This is a genomic window from Burkholderia pyrrocinia, assembly GCF_022809715.1.
Classification (GTDB): Bacteria; Pseudomonadota; Gammaproteobacteria; order Burkholderiales; family Burkholderiaceae; genus Burkholderia; species Burkholderia pyrrocinia_C.
This window is the reverse complement of the sequence record NZ_CP094459.1, coordinates 2,130,886-2,146,660: the sequence shown is the minus strand read 5'-3', so window position 1 is coordinate 2,146,660 and position 15,775 is coordinate 2,130,886. Positions and strand designations below refer to the sequence as shown.

Genomic DNA, 15,775 nt, shown 5'->3' with positions numbered 1-15,775 from the left:
ACATGAACTACATCTCCACGCGCGGCGCCGGCTTCGGCGAGCGCCATACGTTCTCCGACATCCTGCTCGGCGGTCTCGCGAAGGACGGCGGGCTCTACCTGCCGGCCGAGTATCCGAAGGTGTCCGCCGACGAGCTCGCGCGCTGGCGCGCGCTGCCGTACGCGGATCTCGCATTCGAGATCCTGTCGAAGTTCTGCGACGACGTGCCGGCCGACGACCTGCGTGCGATCACGCGTCGCACGTACACGGCCGACGTGTACAGCAACACGCGCCACGGCGAGAACGCAGCCGACATCACGCCGCTGAAGACGCTCGGCACCGAGAACGGCGCACCGATCTCGCTGCTCGAACTGTCGAACGGCCCGACGCTCGCGTTCAAGGACATGGCGATGCAGCTGCTCGGCAACCTGTTCGAGTACACGCTCGCGAAGCACGGCGAAGCGCTGAACATCCTCGGCGCGACGTCGGGCGACACGGGCAGCGCGGCCGAATACGCGATGCGCGGCAAGGCCGGCGTGCGCGTGTTCATGCTGTCGCCGCACAAGAAGATGAGCGCGTTCCAGACGGCCCAGATGTTCAGCCTGCAGGATCCGAACATCTTCAACCTCGCGGTCGAAGGCGTGTTCGACGACTGCCAGGACATCGTGAAGGCCGTGTCGAACGATCACGCGTTCAAGGCGCAGCAGAAGATCGGCACGGTCAACTCGATCAACTGGGCGCGCGTCGTCGCGCAGGTCGTGTACTACTTCAAGGGCTATTTCGCGGCGACGCAGTCCAACGACGAGCGCGTGTCGTTCACGGTGCCGTCGGGCAACTTCGGCAACGTGTGCGCGGGCCACATCGCGCGGATGATGGGGTTGCCGATCGCGAAGCTCGTGGTCGCGACCAACGAGAACGACGTGCTCGACGAGTTCTTCCGCACGGGCGCGTATCGCGTGCGCAGCGCCGAGAACACGTATCACACGAGCAGCCCGAGCATGGACATCTCGAAGGCGTCGAACTTCGAGCGCTTCGTGTTCGACCTGCTCGGCCGCGATCCGGCGCGCGTGATGCAGCTGTTCCGCGACGTCGAGGAGAAGGGCGGCTTCGATCTCGCGGCGAGCGGCGATTTCGCCCGCGTCGCGGAGTTCGGCTTCGTGTCGGGCCGCAGCAGCCACACGGACCGCATCGCGACGATCCGCGACGTGTTCTCGCGCTACGACACGATGATCGATACGCACACGGCCGACGGCGTGAAGGTTGCGCGCGAGCATCTCGACGCAGGCGTGCCGATGGTCGTGCTCGAGACGGCGCAGCCGATCAAGTTCGGCGAGACGATCCGTGAAGCGCTCGATCGCGAAGCCGAGCGGCCGGCCGCATTCGACGGGCTCGAGGCGCTGCCGCAGCGCTTCGAGGTCGTGAAGGCCGACGCGCAGCAGGTGAAGGATTTCATCGCCGCGCATACGGGCGCGTGACGCACGGCCGGGCCCGCGGGCCCGGCTGCGCAGGACGGCCGGAATGCCGATTCGTCGAACGGATCGGGGTTCCGGCCGTTTCGTTTGGCGGTGCGGTGCAGCGGTACTGCGATATGCAGGCGTTCGGCAGCCCGCCGCGCGTCTGCAGTCGAACGTCGCACGAAACAGGTGCCAGACCCGCGCGTCCACGACGATCACAGTTCTCGCATGTCGGCCATATCGCGCGCCCGCGCGACGGCGTCGCTACAATGACGTATTGACTCCAACGTTCCCCGATTCCATCGATGTCGAACCCGAATCCCGCGGCGCCGCGCGCGCCGATGCTGTCGACCGCCGAGGCGCTCGCCGCGCTGCTCGATGCCGCGAAGCCGCTGCCCGGCACCGAAACCGTCGCCACGCTCGACGCGCTCGGCCGCGTGCTGGCGGCCGACGTGAGCTCGCCGCTCGACGTGCCGCCGATGCATACGAGCGCGATGGACGGTTATGCGGTGCGCGTCGCCGACCTGCTGCACGGCGAGCGGCGTCTGCCGGTGTCGCAGCGGATTCCGGCCGGTCATCCGGCCGTGCCGCTCGCGGCCGGCACGGCCGCGCGGATCTTCACCGGCGCGACGGTGCCGCCCGGCGCCGACGCCGTCGTGATGCAGGAGCGGACGTCGGCCGACGGCGATGCGGTCGAGATCCTGCATACGCCGAAGGCCGGTGAATGGATCACCGCGCAGGGCGCGGACATCCGGCAGGGGGCGGTGATCCTGCCGGCCGGCACGCGGCTCACGCCGCAGGCGCTCGGCCTGGCCGCGTCGGTCGGCTGTGCGCAACTGTCGGTCGCACGGCGGATTCGCGTCGCGGTGTTCTTCACCGGCGACGAGCTGACGATGCCGGGCGAGCCGCTGAAGCCCGGCGCGATCTACAACTCGAACCGCTTCACGCTGCGCGGGCTGCTGGAGCGGCTCGGCTGCCACGTGACCGATTACGGGATCGTGCCCGACTCGCTCGCCGCGACGCGCGACACGCTGCGCGAGGCTGCGCGCGATCACGACGTGATCCTGACGAGCGGCGGCGTATCGGTCGGCGACGAGGATCACGTGAAGCCGGCCGTCGAGTCCGAAGGGCGGCTCGCGCTGTGGCAGATCGCGATGAAGCCCGGCAAGCCGCTCGCGTACGGCGCGGTGCGGCGCGGCGACGATCGCCCCGATGCGCACTTCATCGGGCTGCCCGGCAACCCCGTATCGAGCTTCGTCACGTTCCTGCTGTTCGTGCGGCCGTTCCTGTTGCGCCTGTCCGGCGTGCGCGACGTCGCGCCGCGCGCGCTGTCGCTGCGCGCCGACTTTTCGCAAGGCAAGGGCGACCGGCGCAACGAATTCCTGCGCGCACGCGTCAATGCGGCCGGCGGCCTCGATCTGTTCCCGAACCAGAGCTCGGCGGTGCTGACGTCGACGGTCTGGGGCGACGGCCTGATCGACAATCCGCCGCAGCACGCGATCAGCGCAGGCGAGACCGTGCGTTTCATTCCGTTTTCCGAATTGCTGTCGTAACGCGGCGGCTTCCCGAACCATGAAGATTCAGCTGAAATTTTTTGCAAGCGTACGAGAAGCGCTGGGCGTTGCCGACGAGCAGGCCGACGTGCCGGACAGCGTAACGACCGTCGGCGACGTGCGCGCGTGGTTGCGCGTGCGCGGCGGTGCGTGGGCGGAGACGCTCGCCGAAGGGCGCGCATTGCGCATGGCGTGCAACCACGAGATGACCGATCCCGACACGCGGCTCACCGAAGGTTGCGAGGTCGCGTTCTTTCCGCCGGTGACGGGCGGTTGAGCTCGGCATGGGACCGGAGCGTGTGATGGCAACGATACGAATCCAGACCGACGACTTCGATCTGAACGCCGAAGTCGCGGCATTGCGCGCGCGCAATCCGAAGATCGGCGCGATCGCGTGCTTCGTCGGCACCGTGCGCGACCTGAACGAAGGCGATTCGGTCGCCGCGATGGAGCTCGAGCACTATCCGGGGATGACCGAGAAGGCGCTCGAGAAGATCGCCGCCGAGGCCTGCCGGCGCTGGCCGGGCATCGACGTCGCGATCGTGCATCGGGTCGGCAGGCTCCTGCCGCTCGACCAGATCGTGATGGTGGCGACGGTCGCAGCGCATCGCGGCGATGCGTTCGCGTCGTGCGAATTCGTGATGGACTACCTGAAGACCGAAGCGCCGTTCTGGAAGAAGGAAACGACGCCGGACGGCGAGCGCTGGGTCGATGCGCGCAGCACCGACGATGCGGCGCTCGCGCGCTGGGGCGTCGAATCGGGCAACACGCCGCGCTGAGCGCGGCGTCCGCGCGATGCGGCGATGTGCCGCATGTGCGTAATCGTCGCGCGCGATGTGTGCGCGTTACGCGTCCGGATCGGTGCTGCGCCCGACGATCTTCGTCGGAAACGGCTCGCCGCGGGCGCGCGACGGCAATGCGTGCGGATCGTCGCCCGCATCGCGGCGGCGCGGCGCGATCGCATCGAGCAGCGCTTGCTGCTCGGGCGGAATCCGGTAATCCCAGCCGAACCGGCTCAACTGCAGGCTCTGTGCGATCCGCAGCGCGGGTTCCATGAAGCGGATCGCCGCGGGCGGCGCGTAGCGCGCCTCGACGGTCTTCAGGAACAACGACAGCCAGCGGCTGAAATGGGCCGGCTCGATCCCGTCGAGCGGCTGGTGCGCCTGCTGCACGTTGCCGCGATAGCCCTTGGTGCCGAGCACGAGGCTCGACCAGAACGTGACCATCTTCGGCAGATGGTCGTCCCAGCGGCCGGCCAGCTTCGCGTCGAACACGGGCCCGAGCAGCGGATCGGCGCGCACGCGGTCGTAGAACGCGTAGACGAGATCGCGGATGTTGTCTTCGGTCGGCTCGGCATCGCGAGGGCGGGCCGGGGCGGTTTCGGGCGAGGCAGGCAGGGCGGTCATGGCAAAAAGGGCCGGGAGATCGAGGCAACGACGAAGCGGCGGCGCGGGCAACGCGCAGGACGCCGGCAGAATTTTGACGCAAAATAGCGTCCAACAACCCCTGAAAAACGTGCAGATGTAACGCATCTTATTGTGCGCGCGCCATCCGGGCAACCCGGGGCAGCGGAACGGGACCGTCAGCCGGCCCGGCGCGCTTCCCGACCGGCCCGGCCCGCGCAATCGGGGCACGATCGATCTTTTCCGAATTCGCCCATGAGACTCACCGACTACACCGACTACTCGCTGCGCGTGATGCTGTACCTTGCCGTGCGCGGCGAGGGGCTCGCGACGATCCAGGAGATCTCGGATGCCTACGGCATCTCGAAGAACCATCTGATGAAAGTCGTGCAGCAGCTCGGCGAGTTGGGATGGGTCGACACGGTCCGCGGCCGCAACGGCGGGCTGCGGCTGTTCCCCGAATCGCTGCTGCTGACGGTCGGCCAGGTCGTGCGCGCGACCGAGAACGACTTCGCGCTGGTCGGCTGCTTTTCGACCGACGGCAGCGAGTCGCGCGGCTGCGTGATCGAGCCGCAGTGTCGCCTGAAGGGGGTGCTGGCGGCCGCGCGCGATGCGTTCTTCGCCGAGCTCGATCGTCACACGCTCGGCGAACTGGTCGAACCCGCGTCGCCGCTTGCTGCGTTGCTCGGCATCCGTCCGGTCGCGCTTGTGCGCGCCGCGCCGTCACCGGACGAATCGCCTGCACCCGTCGAGCCGCCGTCGACGGCCGGCTGACACGCGGGCGCCGCGTCCCGCGATCCGGCTGCGTCCCGCCTCTCGGCCGCGGCATTGCCATCCAGCGACTTTTTGCGCTGAATCAACCCGAATTTCGCTTGAAAGGCGCATAACCATCCTCATCTTGGTGTTAATCGAAAATTGGAGGTCTCGACAAAATGAGAATCGACAAGCTCACCACCAAGTTCCAGGAAGCACTCGCGGACGCGCAAAGCCTTGCGGCAGGCCGCGACAATCAATACATCGAACCCGTTCACGTACTGGCGGCGCTGGTCGCGCAGCACGACGGTTCCGCCCGTTCGCTGATGTCGCGCGCGGGTGTTCACGTGCAGGCGCTGCAAGGCGCGCTGAACGAAGCGATCTCGCGCCTGCCGCAAGTCACGGGCACGGGCGGCGACATCCAGATCGGCCGCGAGTTGGCCGGGCTGCTGAACCAGGCCGACAAGGAAGCGCAGAAGCTCAACGACACGTTCATCGCGAGCGAGATGTTCCTGCTCGCCGTGTCCGACGACAAGGGCGACGCCGGCAAGCTCGCGCGTCAGCACGGCCTCACGCGCAAGGCGCTCGAAGCCGCGATCGCCGCGGTGCGCGGCGGCTCGCAGGTGCACAGCCAGGATGCCGAAAGCCAGCGCGAGGCGCTGAAGAAGTACACGGTCGACCTGACCGAGCGCGCCCGTTCGGGCAAGCTCGATCCGGTGATCGGGCGCGACGACGAAATCCGCCGCTCGATCCAGATCCTGCAGCGCCGCACGAAGAACAACCCGGTGCTGATCGGCGAGCCGGGCGTCGGCAAGACCGCGATCGTCGAAGGGCTCGCGCAGCGGATCGTCAACGGCGAAGTGCCCGAGACGCTGAAGGGCAAGCGCGTGCTGTCGCTCGACATGGCCGCGCTGCTCGCCGGCGCGAAGTACCGCGGCGAGTTCGAGGAGCGGCTGAAGGCCGTGCTCAACGACATCGCGAAGGACGAAGGCCAGACGATCGTCTTCATCGACGAGATCCACACGATGGTCGGCGCGGGCAAGGCCGAAGGCGCGATGGATGCGGGCAACATGCTGAAGCCGGCGCTGTCGCGCGGCGAGCTGCACTGCATCGGCGCGACCACGCTCGACGAATACCGCAAGTACATCGAGAAGGATGCCGCGCTCGAACGCCGCTTCCAGAAGGTGCTCGTCGACGAGCCGAGCGTCGAGGCGACGATCGCGATCCTGCGCGGGCTGCAGGAGAAGTACGAACTGCACCACGGCGTCGACATCACCGACCCGGCGATCGTTGCCGCGGCCGAGCTGTCGCATCGCTACATCACCGACCGCTTCCTGCCCGACAAGGCGATCGACCTGATCGACGAAGCCGCTTCGAAGATCAAGATGGAAATCGATTCGAAGCCCGAAGAGATGGACAAGCTCGATCGCCGGCTGATCCAGCTGAAGATCGAGCGCGAAGCCGTGAAGAAGGAGCAGGACGAAGCGTCGCAGAAGCGCCTGCAGCTGATCGAGGAAGAGATCGACCGCCTCGGCCGCGAATACGCGGACCTCGAGGAGATCTGGACCGTCGAGAAGGCCGCGGTGCAGGGCAGCGCGCAGCTCAAGGAAGAGATCGAGAAGGCGCGGGCGGACATCGCGCGGCTGCAGCGTGAAGGCAAGCTGGAGAAAGTCGCGGAGCTGCAGTACGGCAAGCTGCCGCAGCTCGAGGCGCAATTGAAGCAGGTCACGCAGGCCGAAGAGCGGGAGCAGCACAACCCGACGCGTCCGCGCCTGCTGCGCACGCAGGTCGGCGCCGAGGAAATCGCGGAAGTCGTGTCGCGTTCGACGGGGATTCCCGTGTCGCGGATGATGCAGGGCGAGCGCGAGAAGCTGCTGCACATCGAGGAAAAGCTGCATGAGCGCGTGGTCGGCCAGCATGAGGCGATCGGCGCGGTGGCCGACGCGATCCGCCGCTCGCGCGCGGGTCTCGCCGATCCGAACCGTCCGTACGGCTCGTTCCTGTTCCTCGGCCCGACGGGGGTCGGCAAGACCGAGCTGTGCAAGGCGCTGGCGTCGTTCCTGTTCGATTCGGAAGAGCACCTGATCCGCATCGACATGAGCGAGTTCATGGAGAAGCACAGCGTCGCGCGGCTGATCGGCGCGCCGCCGGGTTATGTCGGCTACGAGGAAGGCGGCTACCTGACGGAAGCCGTGCGCCGCAAGCCGTACAGCGTGATCCTGCTCGACGAGATCGAGAAGGCGCATCCGGACGTGTTCAACGTGCTGCTGCAGGTGCTCGACGACGGCCGCATGACGGACGGGCAGGGGCGCACGGTCGACTTCAAGAACACGGTGATCGTGATGACGTCGAACCTCGGCTCGCAGGTGATCCAGGCGATGACCGGTGCGCCGCAGGACGAGATCAAGGACGCGGTGTGGCTCGAGGTGAAGCAGCATTTCCGCCCCGAGTTCCTGAACCGGATCGACGACGTCGTCGTGTTCCATGCGCTCGACCGCAGCAACATCGAGTCGATCGCGAAGATCCAGCTGGCGCGTCTGCACGACCGGCTCGCGAAGCTCGACATGGCGCTCGACGTGTCGGAAGCGGCGCTCGAGCAGATCGCGAAGGTCGGCTACGATCCGGTGTTCGGCGCGCGGCCGCTGAAGCGCGCGATCCAGCAGGAGATCGAGAACCCGGTCGCGAAGCTCATCCTCGCGGGCCGCTTCGGTCCGAAGGACGTGATTCCGGTCGACGTCAACGACGGCAAGTTCGTGTTCGACCGCGTCGTTCACTGAACGCCGGCCACCGGCCGCACGCCCGGTTCGCGCCGGGCGCGCAAAAACAAACACCCCGCCTCGGCGGGGTGTTTGCATATGGAGCGGCCCGATTGGGCCGCGAAGCGGGGGCCGTGAAGCGGCGCGGGCTCAGGCCTGCTTGTTGCCGCCGAACATGCCGGCGAGCTGCGTCAGCGTGCCGAGCACATTCGACGTATCGATCTGGCCGCCGGCCGGCACTTCGCCGTTCGGCGTCGCGCTGTTGACGACGTGCGGCAGCACCTGCGCGAGGATCGACGAGGCCTGACCCGGATCGATGCCGATCTTGCTCGCGAGCGAGCCGACGACGTCCGAGCCGAGCACGTTCTGCAGCGTGTCGGCCGAGATCGGCTGGTTCTCGCCGGTGCCGACCCATGAGCCGATGACCTCGCCGGCGCCGCCTTTCTGGAACTTCTCGATCAGCCCGTTCAGGCCGCCCGGCTGGTTGTTGATGAATTCGAGCGCGGTCGTGATCAGTGCGCTTTGCGAGTTGCCGCCGGCCTGGCCGCCGATCAGACCGCCGACGATGTCGAGGAGACCCATGATTCTTCACCTTTACCGATAAGGGCGCCGCAATAAGGGCGCCCGTTGAACGAATGCCGCGCGCACGCCGTCGCGCGCGCGGCGCACATCAGGCGCCCGACGCCGCGGCGGCGGAGGCTGCCTTGTCCTTCTTGCTCTTTTTCTTCGAACCCTTCGCCGCCTTCGCGGACGACGCTGCGGCCGGTGCGCTCGCACCCGCGTCGGCGGATGCCGCTGCGGCCGCTGCCGCCTTTTCCTTCTTAGACGCGCGCTTGGTCTTGGCCGGCTTCGCGGCCGCATCCGGCGCGCTTGCCGCCGGGGCCGGCGCCGTGGCCGTCGTGCCGGCCGTCGCGGTCGTGGACGTCGATGCGGTGCCTGTCGACGTCGTTGCCGACGTCGTCGCGGCCGGCTTCGACAGCTTCACGCCTTTCGGCGGCGTCGACGAGCCGCCGATCGTCAGGCCGTTTTCCTCGAGATGCCCGACCGATTTCGTGCCGAGACCCTTCACCCGATTTGCGAGATCGTCGGCGTCCTTGAATGGGCCGTTCTTGGTGCGTTCGTCGATGATCGCCTTCGACTTGACGGGCCCGAGACCCTTCACGGCTTCGAGCGCGGCCTGGTCGGCCGTGTTGACTTCGACGGCCGCGGCAAAGCCTGCGGCGAGCGACAGCGATAGCGCGACGAACAGCATCAGCAGCTTTTTCAGCATGGCAAAGGCTCCCTGGTTCTGACGGATGAATGGCTGTTGCAACGGACGGCGGGGCGAGACCTGGCCGGGCGTCGCCGTTAAGCATAGGACAAATGCGTGCCCTTTTTAAGACAGGCTGACCGAATCTTGCTGAAGGCTTGCGTCGCTGTAAAGGCCGAAAGCCGCGCCGGGCGGCGGTTTTGACCATTCTTTACGGTGTCGAGGGGCGTTGCGGGTTGTCGTCGCGCTGGCCGTTCGATAGTGCTTGACTTAGAGTTAGCTCTAACTCCTAACCTTGTTCCTGCCATGTCGAAAACCGTATCCAAACCTTCCGCCGCCGGTCCGCTGACGATCGGGCAAGTCGCCGAGCTGACCGGCGTGTCGACGCATACGTTGCGGTATTACGAGCAGGCCGGCCTGCTGCGCGCGATTTCGCGCACGGCGGCCGGGCACCGGCTCTATGCGCCGGCCGACCTTGACTGGCTGGCGTTCGTGATGCGCCTGAAGGCGACCGGCATGCCGATCGCGCAGATGCAGCAGTTCGCGGCGCTGCGCGCGCAAGGCGAGCCGACGTTCGGCGCGCGGCGGCGGTTGCTGGTTGCGCATCGCGACGCGGTGCGCGCGCATATCGCGGAGCTGCAGGCGAGCCTCGACGCGATCGGCGACAAGATCGCGTACTACGAGGCGCGGGAACGCGATACGGAACGACGGGCGACACCTTCTCACTCTCAATCGGAACAGGACGGACACGATGGAACAACTCGTTGAAGATCGTTATACGCGCGGCTGGAACAAACTGAAGGAAATCGACGGCGAAGTGGGCGAACGCGTGATCGCGGCGCTTGCACCGATCGCGCCGGATTTCGGGCGGCTCCTGGTCGAGTTCAGTTTCGGCGACATCTACAGCCGGCCGCAGCTCGACCTGAAAGCACGCGAGATCGCGACGATCGCGGCGCTGGCCGCGCTCGGCAACGCACAGCCGCAACTGAAGGTGCATATCGAGGCCGCGCTGAACGTCGGCTGCACGCGCGACGAGATCGTCGAGGTGTTCATGCAGGTGGCCATCTACGCGGGTTTCCCGGCCGCGCTGAACGCGCTGTTCGCCGCGCACGAGGTGTTCGTGCGGCGCGACGAAGCGGCCGGTGAGGCCGGGAAAGCAAGCGAAGCGGCAGCGCAGGCCGCGTGATGGCGGTCGCGCCGGCTCGTCACGCGCGGTGCGGCGCGACGATCCGGTGTTTCGCGATCCGCCGGTACAGCGTCGCGCGCGAGATGCCGAGCGCCTGCGCGGCCGCGTCGGGCCGCCAGCGGTGCGCGGTGAGCGCCGCGACGATGCGGCCGCGTTCGTCGTCGGGCAGTGCGCCGGCCGGGGCGCCGCCGAGCTGCGCGGCGAGGTCGGCCGGCAGGTCGCGCTGCGTCACGCGCGCGGCGTCGCACACCGCGCACGCATAGCGCAGCACGTTGCGCAACTGCCGCACGTTGCCGGGCCACGGATAGGCGGCGAGCTGTTCGGCGAGCGTCGCGTCGAGCGTGAGGACGTGGCCGGTCGCCTGCGCTTCCTCGGCGAACACGGCGGCAATCACGTCGCGCACGTCTGCGCGCTTGCGCAGCGGCGGCAGTTCGAACGTCGCGCCGCTCAGCCGGTAATACAGATCTTCGCGGAACGTGCCGTCAGCCACCATGCGCGCGAGATCGCGGTGCGTCGCGCAGATCACGTCGAGGTCGACGCGCACCGGCGTATCGCTGCCGAGCGGCACGACCTCGCCGTCGGCGAGCACGCGCAACAGCCGTGTCTGCAGCGCGAGCGGCATGTCGCCGATTTCGTCGAGAAACAGCGTGCCGCCGTCGGCAAGCGCGATCTTGCCGCGTGCGCCGTGCTTGCGCGCGCCGGTGAACGCGCCGGCCGCATAGCCGAACAGTTCGCTCTCGATCAGCGCTTCCGGCAGCGCGCCGCAATTGACGGCGACGAACGGCCGCGCGCGCCGCGCACCGGCATCGTGAATCGCGCGCGCGAACACTTCCTTGCCCGCACCGGTTTCGCCGAGCACGAGAATCGGCAGCCGCTTGCTCGCGACGCGCAGCGCGAGTTCCGCCTGTTGCGCGATATGCGTGTCGCTGCTGTGCAGGAACGGCGTCAGCGCGCCGACGTGGCGCGTCGCGGTGCCCGCGCGCCGCGATACCGTGCCGGGCTCGCGGCCGGCGCGTCGTAGCGGCGCACGCAGCCGTGCATAGAGCGGTGCGCCGGTCGCGCGCAGCCGCAGCGCGACGATCGTATCGAGCCGCGCGGCATCGCGCAGCGGCATCTCGGTTGCATCGAAGATCTCGTCGATATGGCGCGGTTCGCGCAGCGCCGGCAGCGCGTCGCGGGCCTGCCGGTTCGCGGCGACGATATTGCCGCATTCGTCGAACGCGATCAGCCACTCGGGTTGCGCTTCGACGTAGTGACGGTTCGGATGCCCGAACAATATCCAGTGCTGCGCGGTGCTGTGCACGAAGTAGCCGTCCTCGATCAGCGCCGCGCTCTGCCGCACGAGCTGGTAGACGAGGCACTGGCTGTCGCGGCCGTCGGGCGAATGGACGGCCGACGCGTCGAGCACGCCGATCAGTTCGCCGCCCGGCGAGAAGATCGGCGCCGCGCTGCAGGTGAGCGTCGTGAACGCCGCGCGAAAGTGATCGGTCTTGTGCACGGTGATCGGCGCGAGATCGGTCAGCACGCTCGCGACGCCGCACGTTCCTTCCTCGCTTTCCGACCAGCACGAGCCGATGTGCAGCCCCGCATGGCGGAAGTCGTTGCGGCGCTCGCGGTCGATCCGATAGTCGATCGTCACGCCGTGCGCGTCGGTCAGCATCACGCAGTAGTCGGCGACGCGGATCATGTCGTGCAGCCGTGTCAGGCACTGGCCCGACGCACGCAGGAAGGCTTCCTCCTTGTCGCGCACTTCGCGCAGCTCGGACGCGGTCAGCACGCGCGGGCCGATCGACGAAGCGGGGTCGAGACGGTAGCGCTCCAGCGAACGTTGCCACGACGACACGAGGCGCGCGGAATCGGCCGGCGCGGGCAGGCGTCCGGCGAGCGCGCCGAGCACACGGTCGGCGTGCTGGGCCTGGGGGACGGCGTAGGGCATGGTCGGCTCCGGTTCCGTACGGCGGGGAATTCGATGTTCTTGTAGCACATCCGGTCCGGCGGATCACATTGCATCGCAGCACGCAGCACGCGTGAGACGTTCGTCTCATGCGTCTCTCGCCCCGTCTCGCGCGGTTGAGACACCTGCATGCGTGGCACGCGGCGGTCGTCCGGCTTGTCGCGGCATGCGCCACGCCGCGTCAACGCAGGGTTTGCAGGCAGGGCGGCGCGCTTGCGCAGGCGTCGCGACGAGCGCGTCGTCGCAACGACGGCGTGAGACGCACGCGCGGATTCGCCGCGCGCTGCGTCGTCACGGTCGCGAACCCGGAACATGTGCATGCCCGCCGCGCCAGCGCGGGCGCGGGTTTCGCGGTCATTGCACACACGATGGCACGCCGCTTGCAGAGATCACGTGCAAGCCCGGCGCAGTCGCGTCGGCGACGACGATCCGCAGCCCGTCGATGGCAGCGGACGAAACAGGCAGGGCCGGAGCGGGCGCCAATGCGCCGGTGCCGGTCAACTGGATGGAGACAAACCCGTGACGACGCCCGTTACCGTCGGTGTGATCGCGAACCCCGCATCGGGGCGCGACATCCGCCGCCTCACGACGCATGCATCCGTGTTTCCGACGGCGGAGAAGGCGAACATGATCGTGCGCCTGCTGGCCGGCCTCGGCGCGATGGGCGTCGAGCGCGTGCTGACGCTGCGCGACCGGACGGGCATCGCGACGCTGCTGCTGCGCGCGCTCGACACACATCGCGCGGTCGCGCCGCACGAGCGCTGGCCCGAGGTCGAGTTCGTCGACCTGCCGATCACCGATACCGTCGCCGATACGCAAGCCGGCGCCGCGTACCTGCACCGGATGGAAGTCGCGCTGATCGTCGTGCTCGGCGGCGACGGCACCCATCGTGCGGTGGCCGCGCATTGCGGCGCGACGCCGCTCGTCGCGCTGTCCACCGGCACCAACAACGCGTTTCCCGAACATCGCGAGGCGACCGTCGCAGGCGTCGCGGCCGGACTCGCCGCGACCGGCGCCGTGCCGGCCGAGGTTGCGTTCACGCGCAACAAGCGGCTCGTCGTGCGCTGCGTGGCAGGCACACAGTCGGGGCGCGAAGAGATTGCGCTCGTCGACGTGTGCGCGGCGCGACAGCGCTTCATCGGCGCCCGTGCGATTTCGGGGCCCGACGACATCGACTCGCTCTACCTGACGTTCGCGGAACCGGACGGCATCGGCCTGTCCGCGCTCGGCGGCGCATGGGCACCGCTCGAGCGCAGCGCGCCGCACGGGCTCGCGATGCGCTTCGCAGACGAAGGCAAGACGGCCGGCACGCCGCTCGTCGCGCCGATCGCACCGGGCCGCGTCGACCGAGTCGTGATGCGCAGTTGCGAGCGGCTCGAACCGGGCGCGTGGCAGACGATCCCGTTCGAGCGCGGCACGCTCGCGTTCGACGGCGAGCGCGAGATCGAGGTGGCGCGCGGCGATCGCTACGAGATTTCGCTCGACTGGCGTGGGCCGCTGACGGTCGACATCGGCCGCACGCTGCGCTACGCGTCTTCGCGGCAATTGCTGCGCGATGCCGGCGCATGGCGCAACTGAGCATCCGTTTTTCCGAACGACATTTCGACATCCATAACGAACATCAAGGAGACATTGCCATGACAGCCCCACTCGAAGGACAGGTCGCCATCGTCACGGGCGGCGCGCGCGGCATCGGCCGCGGCATTGCGCTGACACTCGCCGGCGCGGGCGCCGACATCCTGCTGGCCGACCTGCTCGACGATGCGCTCGATGCCACCGCGAGCGAGGTGCGCGCGCTCGGCCGCCGGGCGGCGGTCGCGAAGGTAGACGTCACGCAGGCCGTGCAGGTCGATGCGATGGTCGCGCAGGCGCTCGCCGAACTCGGCCGGCTCGACATCCTCGTGAACTGCGCGGGCGTGATCAGCATTCATCCGGTCGAAGCGCTGACCGAACGCGACTGGGATTTCGTGATGGACGTGAATGCGAAGGGCACGTTCCTCGGCTGCCGCGCGGCGCTCGCGCATCTGAAGGCGCAGGGCCGCGGCCGGATCATCAACGTCGCGTCGATTGCCGGCAAGGAAGGCTTTCCGAATCTCGCCCATTACAGCGCATCGAAGTTCGCGGTCGTCGGCTTCACGAACGCGCTTGCGAAGGAGCTCGCGCGCGACGGCGTGACCGTCAACGCGATCTGCCCGGGCATCGTGCGTACCTACATGTGGGACCGGCTGTCCGACGAATGGAAGACCGACGGCGAATCGGTCGAGGAATCGTGGCAGCGGCACCAGTTGACGCTGATCCCGCAGGGCCGCGCGCAGACGCCCGAAGACATGGGCCGGCTCGCGCTGTTCTTCGCGACGATGGACAACGTGACCGGCCAGGCCGTGAACGTCGACGGCGGCTTCACGTTCCACTGACGGCCGCAGGCCGTGCAATCCGTCGCCGCGGCACGGCCGCGGCGGCATTCGCAGTCAGACCTACCCAGGAGACACACATGACCGTTTCGACCCAGCTCAGCAGGGACAAGCTGCTGGACGCATACCGGCTGATGCGCACGATCCGCGAATTCGAGGAGCGCTTGCACGTCGAATTCGCGACCGGAGAGATCCCCGGCTTCGTTCACCTGTACGCGGGCGAGGAGGCGTCCGCGGTCGGCACGATGCTGCACCTCGGCCTCGCCGATTACGTCGCGACCACGCACCGCGGCCACGGCCATTGCATCGCGAAGGGCGTCGACGTGCGCGGGATGATGGCCGAGATCTATGGCAAGAAGACCGGCGTCTGCCACGGCAAGGGCGGCTCGATGCACATCGCCGACCTGTCGATGGGGATGCTCGGCGCGAACGGGATCGTCGGCGCGGGCGGTCCGCTCGTGTGCGGCGCGGCGCTCGCGGCGAAGCACCGGAAGACCGGCGGCGTCGGCGTGTGCTTTTTCGGCGACGGTGCGTCGAACCAGGGCGTGATCTTCGAATCGATGAACCTCGCGTCGGTGTGGCGGCTGCCCGCGATCTTCGTCGCCGAAAACAACGGTTATGCGGAAGCGACGTCGTCGAGCTGGTCGGTCGCGACCGACAACATCGCGGATCGCGCGAACGGGTTCGGGATGCCGGGCGTGATCGTCGACGGCTTCGACTTCTTCGCGGTGCACGAAGCCCTCGGCGAGGCCGTCGAGCGTGCGCGCAACGGCGGCGGCCCGACGCTCGTCGAGGTGAAGTTCACGCGCTATTTCGGTCATTTCGAAGGCGATGCGCAGACCTACCGCGCACCCGGCGAGGTGCAGAAGCTGCGCGACGAGAAGGACTGCCTGAAGCACTTCGAGACGCGCGTCGTGCGCGCCGAGGCGCTGACGACCGACGACCTGCGCGCGGTCGACGCCCAGGTGAAGGCGCTGATCGACGACGCAGTCGCGCAGGCGAAGGCCGCGCCGCTGCCCGACGCGGCCGACCTGCTGACCGACGTCTACGTGTCGTACCCGTGAGCGCGGCCTGACA

At 68.2% G+C, this 15,775-nt stretch carries 15 protein-coding genes; 11 read left to right on the top strand and 4 right to left on the bottom strand.

The window, feature by feature from the left end; all coding sequences use genetic code 11:
* Window positions 1–2 precede the first annotated feature (2 nt).
* From thrC to MRS60_RS09940, 4 genes are all read left to right on the top strand, one after another.
* Window positions 3–1,454 carry a threonine synthase gene (gene thrC / locus MRS60_RS09955; protein ID WP_105392290.1) on the top strand — a complete coding sequence of 484 codons (1,452 nt, stop codon included), beginning with the start codon at window positions 3–5 and terminating at the stop codon, window positions 1,452–1,454.
* Window positions 1,455–1,738: 284 nt separating this feature from the next.
* Entirely contained in the window at window positions 1,739–2,986 is a 1,248-nt protein-coding gene (locus tag MRS60_RS09950; protein ID WP_243564625.1) for a molybdopterin molybdotransferase MoeA, read from the top strand.
* Window positions 2,987–3,005: 19 nt separating this feature from the next.
* Window positions 3,006–3,263, top strand: a complete 258-nt coding sequence (moaD, locus tag MRS60_RS09945) for a molybdopterin converting factor subunit 1 (RefSeq protein WP_011352296.1) — start codon at window positions 3,006–3,008, stop codon at window positions 3,261–3,263.
* A 25-nt stretch (window positions 3,264–3,288) separates the two neighbouring features.
* The gene (locus MRS60_RS09940) at window positions 3,289–3,765 is read left to right on the top strand and encodes a molybdenum cofactor biosynthesis protein MoaE (protein WP_072437206.1); all 477 of its coding nucleotides are present in this window, start codon (window positions 3,289–3,291) and stop codon (window positions 3,763–3,765) included.
* Window positions 3,766–3,831: 66 nt separating this feature from the next.
* Here the strand turns inward: MRS60_RS09940 and MRS60_RS09935 are convergent, their stop codons facing one another.
* Window positions 3,832–4,392: a group III truncated hemoglobin gene (locus MRS60_RS09935; protein WP_243564624.1), complete on the bottom strand. Its 561-nt coding sequence runs from the start codon at window positions 4,390–4,392 to the stop codon at window positions 3,832–3,834.
* A 252-nt stretch (window positions 4,393–4,644) separates the two neighbouring features.
* Between MRS60_RS09935 and MRS60_RS09930 the strand changes: the two genes are divergently transcribed.
* Both MRS60_RS09930 and clpB read left to right on the top strand, forming a co-directional pair.
* Window positions 4,645–5,163, top strand: a complete 519-nt coding sequence (locus MRS60_RS09930) for an Rrf2 family transcriptional regulator (RefSeq protein ID WP_034181254.1) — start codon at window positions 4,645–4,647, stop codon at window positions 5,161–5,163.
* A 158-nt stretch (window positions 5,164–5,321) separates the two neighbouring features.
* Window positions 5,322–7,919, top strand: a complete 2,598-nt coding sequence (gene clpB, locus MRS60_RS09925) for an ATP-dependent chaperone ClpB (RefSeq protein ID WP_034181255.1) — start codon at window positions 5,322–5,324, stop codon at window positions 7,917–7,919.
* A 129-nt stretch (window positions 7,920–8,048) separates the two neighbouring features.
* On the opposite strand, the gene MRS60_RS09920 is transcribed toward clpB, so the two are convergent.
* Window positions 8,049–8,480 (bottom strand): YidB family protein, encoded by a 432-nt coding sequence (locus tag MRS60_RS09920; protein WP_105392286.1) that lies wholly within the window; start codon window positions 8,478–8,480, stop codon window positions 8,049–8,051.
* Window positions 8,481–8,568: 88 nt separating this feature from the next.
* Window positions 8,569–9,168 (bottom strand): ComEA family DNA-binding protein, encoded by a 600-nt coding sequence (locus tag MRS60_RS09915; RefSeq protein WP_105392285.1) that lies wholly within the window; start codon window positions 9,166–9,168, stop codon window positions 8,569–8,571.
* 285 nt (window positions 9,169–9,453) lie between these two features.
* Between MRS60_RS09915 and MRS60_RS09910 the strand changes: the two genes are divergently transcribed.
* Window positions 9,454–9,915 (top strand): MerR family transcriptional regulator, encoded by a 462-nt coding sequence (locus tag MRS60_RS09910; RefSeq protein WP_105392284.1) that lies wholly within the window; start codon window positions 9,454–9,456, stop codon window positions 9,913–9,915.
* Window positions 9,899–10,333 (top strand): carboxymuconolactone decarboxylase family protein, encoded by a 435-nt coding sequence (locus tag MRS60_RS09905; RefSeq protein WP_034181259.1) that lies wholly within the window; start codon window positions 9,899–9,901, stop codon window positions 10,331–10,333. Before MRS60_RS09910 ends, MRS60_RS09905 begins: the two co-directional genes overlap by 17 nt.
* Before the next feature lie 19 nt (window positions 10,334–10,352).
* On the opposite strand, the gene MRS60_RS09900 is transcribed toward MRS60_RS09905, so the two are convergent.
* On the bottom strand, window positions 10,353–12,269 hold the full coding sequence (locus MRS60_RS09900; protein WP_243564623.1) for a sigma-54-dependent Fis family transcriptional regulator: 1,917 nt from the start codon (window positions 12,267–12,269) through the stop codon (window positions 10,353–10,355).
* A gap of 537 nt (window positions 12,270–12,806) precedes the next feature.
* Between MRS60_RS09900 and MRS60_RS09895 the strand changes: the two genes are divergently transcribed.
* From MRS60_RS09895 to MRS60_RS09885, 3 genes are all read left to right on the top strand, one after another.
* Window positions 12,807–13,865, top strand: coding sequence for an ATP-NAD kinase family protein (locus MRS60_RS09895; protein WP_131947877.1), 1,059 nt, complete (start codon window positions 12,807–12,809; stop codon window positions 13,863–13,865).
* Window positions 13,866–13,924: 59 nt separating this feature from the next.
* The gene (locus MRS60_RS09890) at window positions 13,925–14,701 is read left to right on the top strand and encodes an SDR family NAD(P)-dependent oxidoreductase (RefSeq protein ID WP_243564622.1); all 777 of its coding nucleotides are present in this window, start codon (window positions 13,925–13,927) and stop codon (window positions 14,699–14,701) included.
* 77 nt (window positions 14,702–14,778) lie between these two features.
* Window positions 14,779–15,762, top strand: coding sequence for a thiamine pyrophosphate-dependent dehydrogenase E1 component subunit alpha (locus MRS60_RS09885; RefSeq protein ID WP_072437215.1), 984 nt, complete (start codon window positions 14,779–14,781; stop codon window positions 15,760–15,762).
* The last annotated feature ends 13 nt before the right edge of the window (window positions 15,763–15,775 follow it).

Coding starts and splice junctions, on each gene's coding strand:
- thrC (WP_105392290.1), top strand. CDS start 3: ATGAACTACATCTCCACGCGCGGCGCCGGCTTCGGCGAGCGCCATACG.
- MRS60_RS09950 (WP_243564625.1), top strand. CDS start 1,739: ATGTCGAACCCGAATCCCGCGGCGCCGCGCGCGCCGATGCTGTCGACC.
- moaD (WP_011352296.1), top strand. CDS start 3,006: ATGAAGATTCAGCTGAAATTTTTTGCAAGCGTACGAGAAGCGCTGGGC.
- MRS60_RS09940 (WP_072437206.1), top strand. CDS start 3,289: ATGGCAACGATACGAATCCAGACCGACGACTTCGATCTGAACGCCGAA.
- MRS60_RS09935 (WP_243564624.1), bottom strand. CDS start 4,392: ATGACCGCCCTGCCTGCCTCGCCCGAAACCGCCCCGGCCCGCCCTCGC.
- MRS60_RS09930 (WP_034181254.1), top strand. CDS start 4,645: ATGAGACTCACCGACTACACCGACTACTCGCTGCGCGTGATGCTGTAC.
- clpB (WP_034181255.1), top strand. CDS start 5,322: ATGAGAATCGACAAGCTCACCACCAAGTTCCAGGAAGCACTCGCGGAC.
- MRS60_RS09920 (WP_105392286.1), bottom strand. CDS start 8,480: ATGGGTCTCCTCGACATCGTCGGCGGTCTGATCGGCGGCCAGGCCGGC.
- MRS60_RS09915 (WP_105392285.1), bottom strand. CDS start 9,168: ATGCTGAAAAAGCTGCTGATGCTGTTCGTCGCGCTATCGCTGTCGCTC.
- MRS60_RS09910 (WP_105392284.1), top strand. CDS start 9,454: ATGTCGAAAACCGTATCCAAACCTTCCGCCGCCGGTCCGCTGACGATC.
- MRS60_RS09905 (WP_034181259.1), top strand. CDS start 9,899: ATGGAACAACTCGTTGAAGATCGTTATACGCGCGGCTGGAACAAACTG.
- MRS60_RS09900 (WP_243564623.1), bottom strand. CDS start 12,269: ATGCCCTACGCCGTCCCCCAGGCCCAGCACGCCGACCGTGTGCTCGGC.
- MRS60_RS09890 (WP_243564622.1), top strand. CDS start 13,925: ATGACAGCCCCACTCGAAGGACAGGTCGCCATCGTCACGGGCGGCGCG.
- MRS60_RS09885 (WP_072437215.1), top strand. CDS start 14,779: ATGACCGTTTCGACCCAGCTCAGCAGGGACAAGCTGCTGGACGCATAC.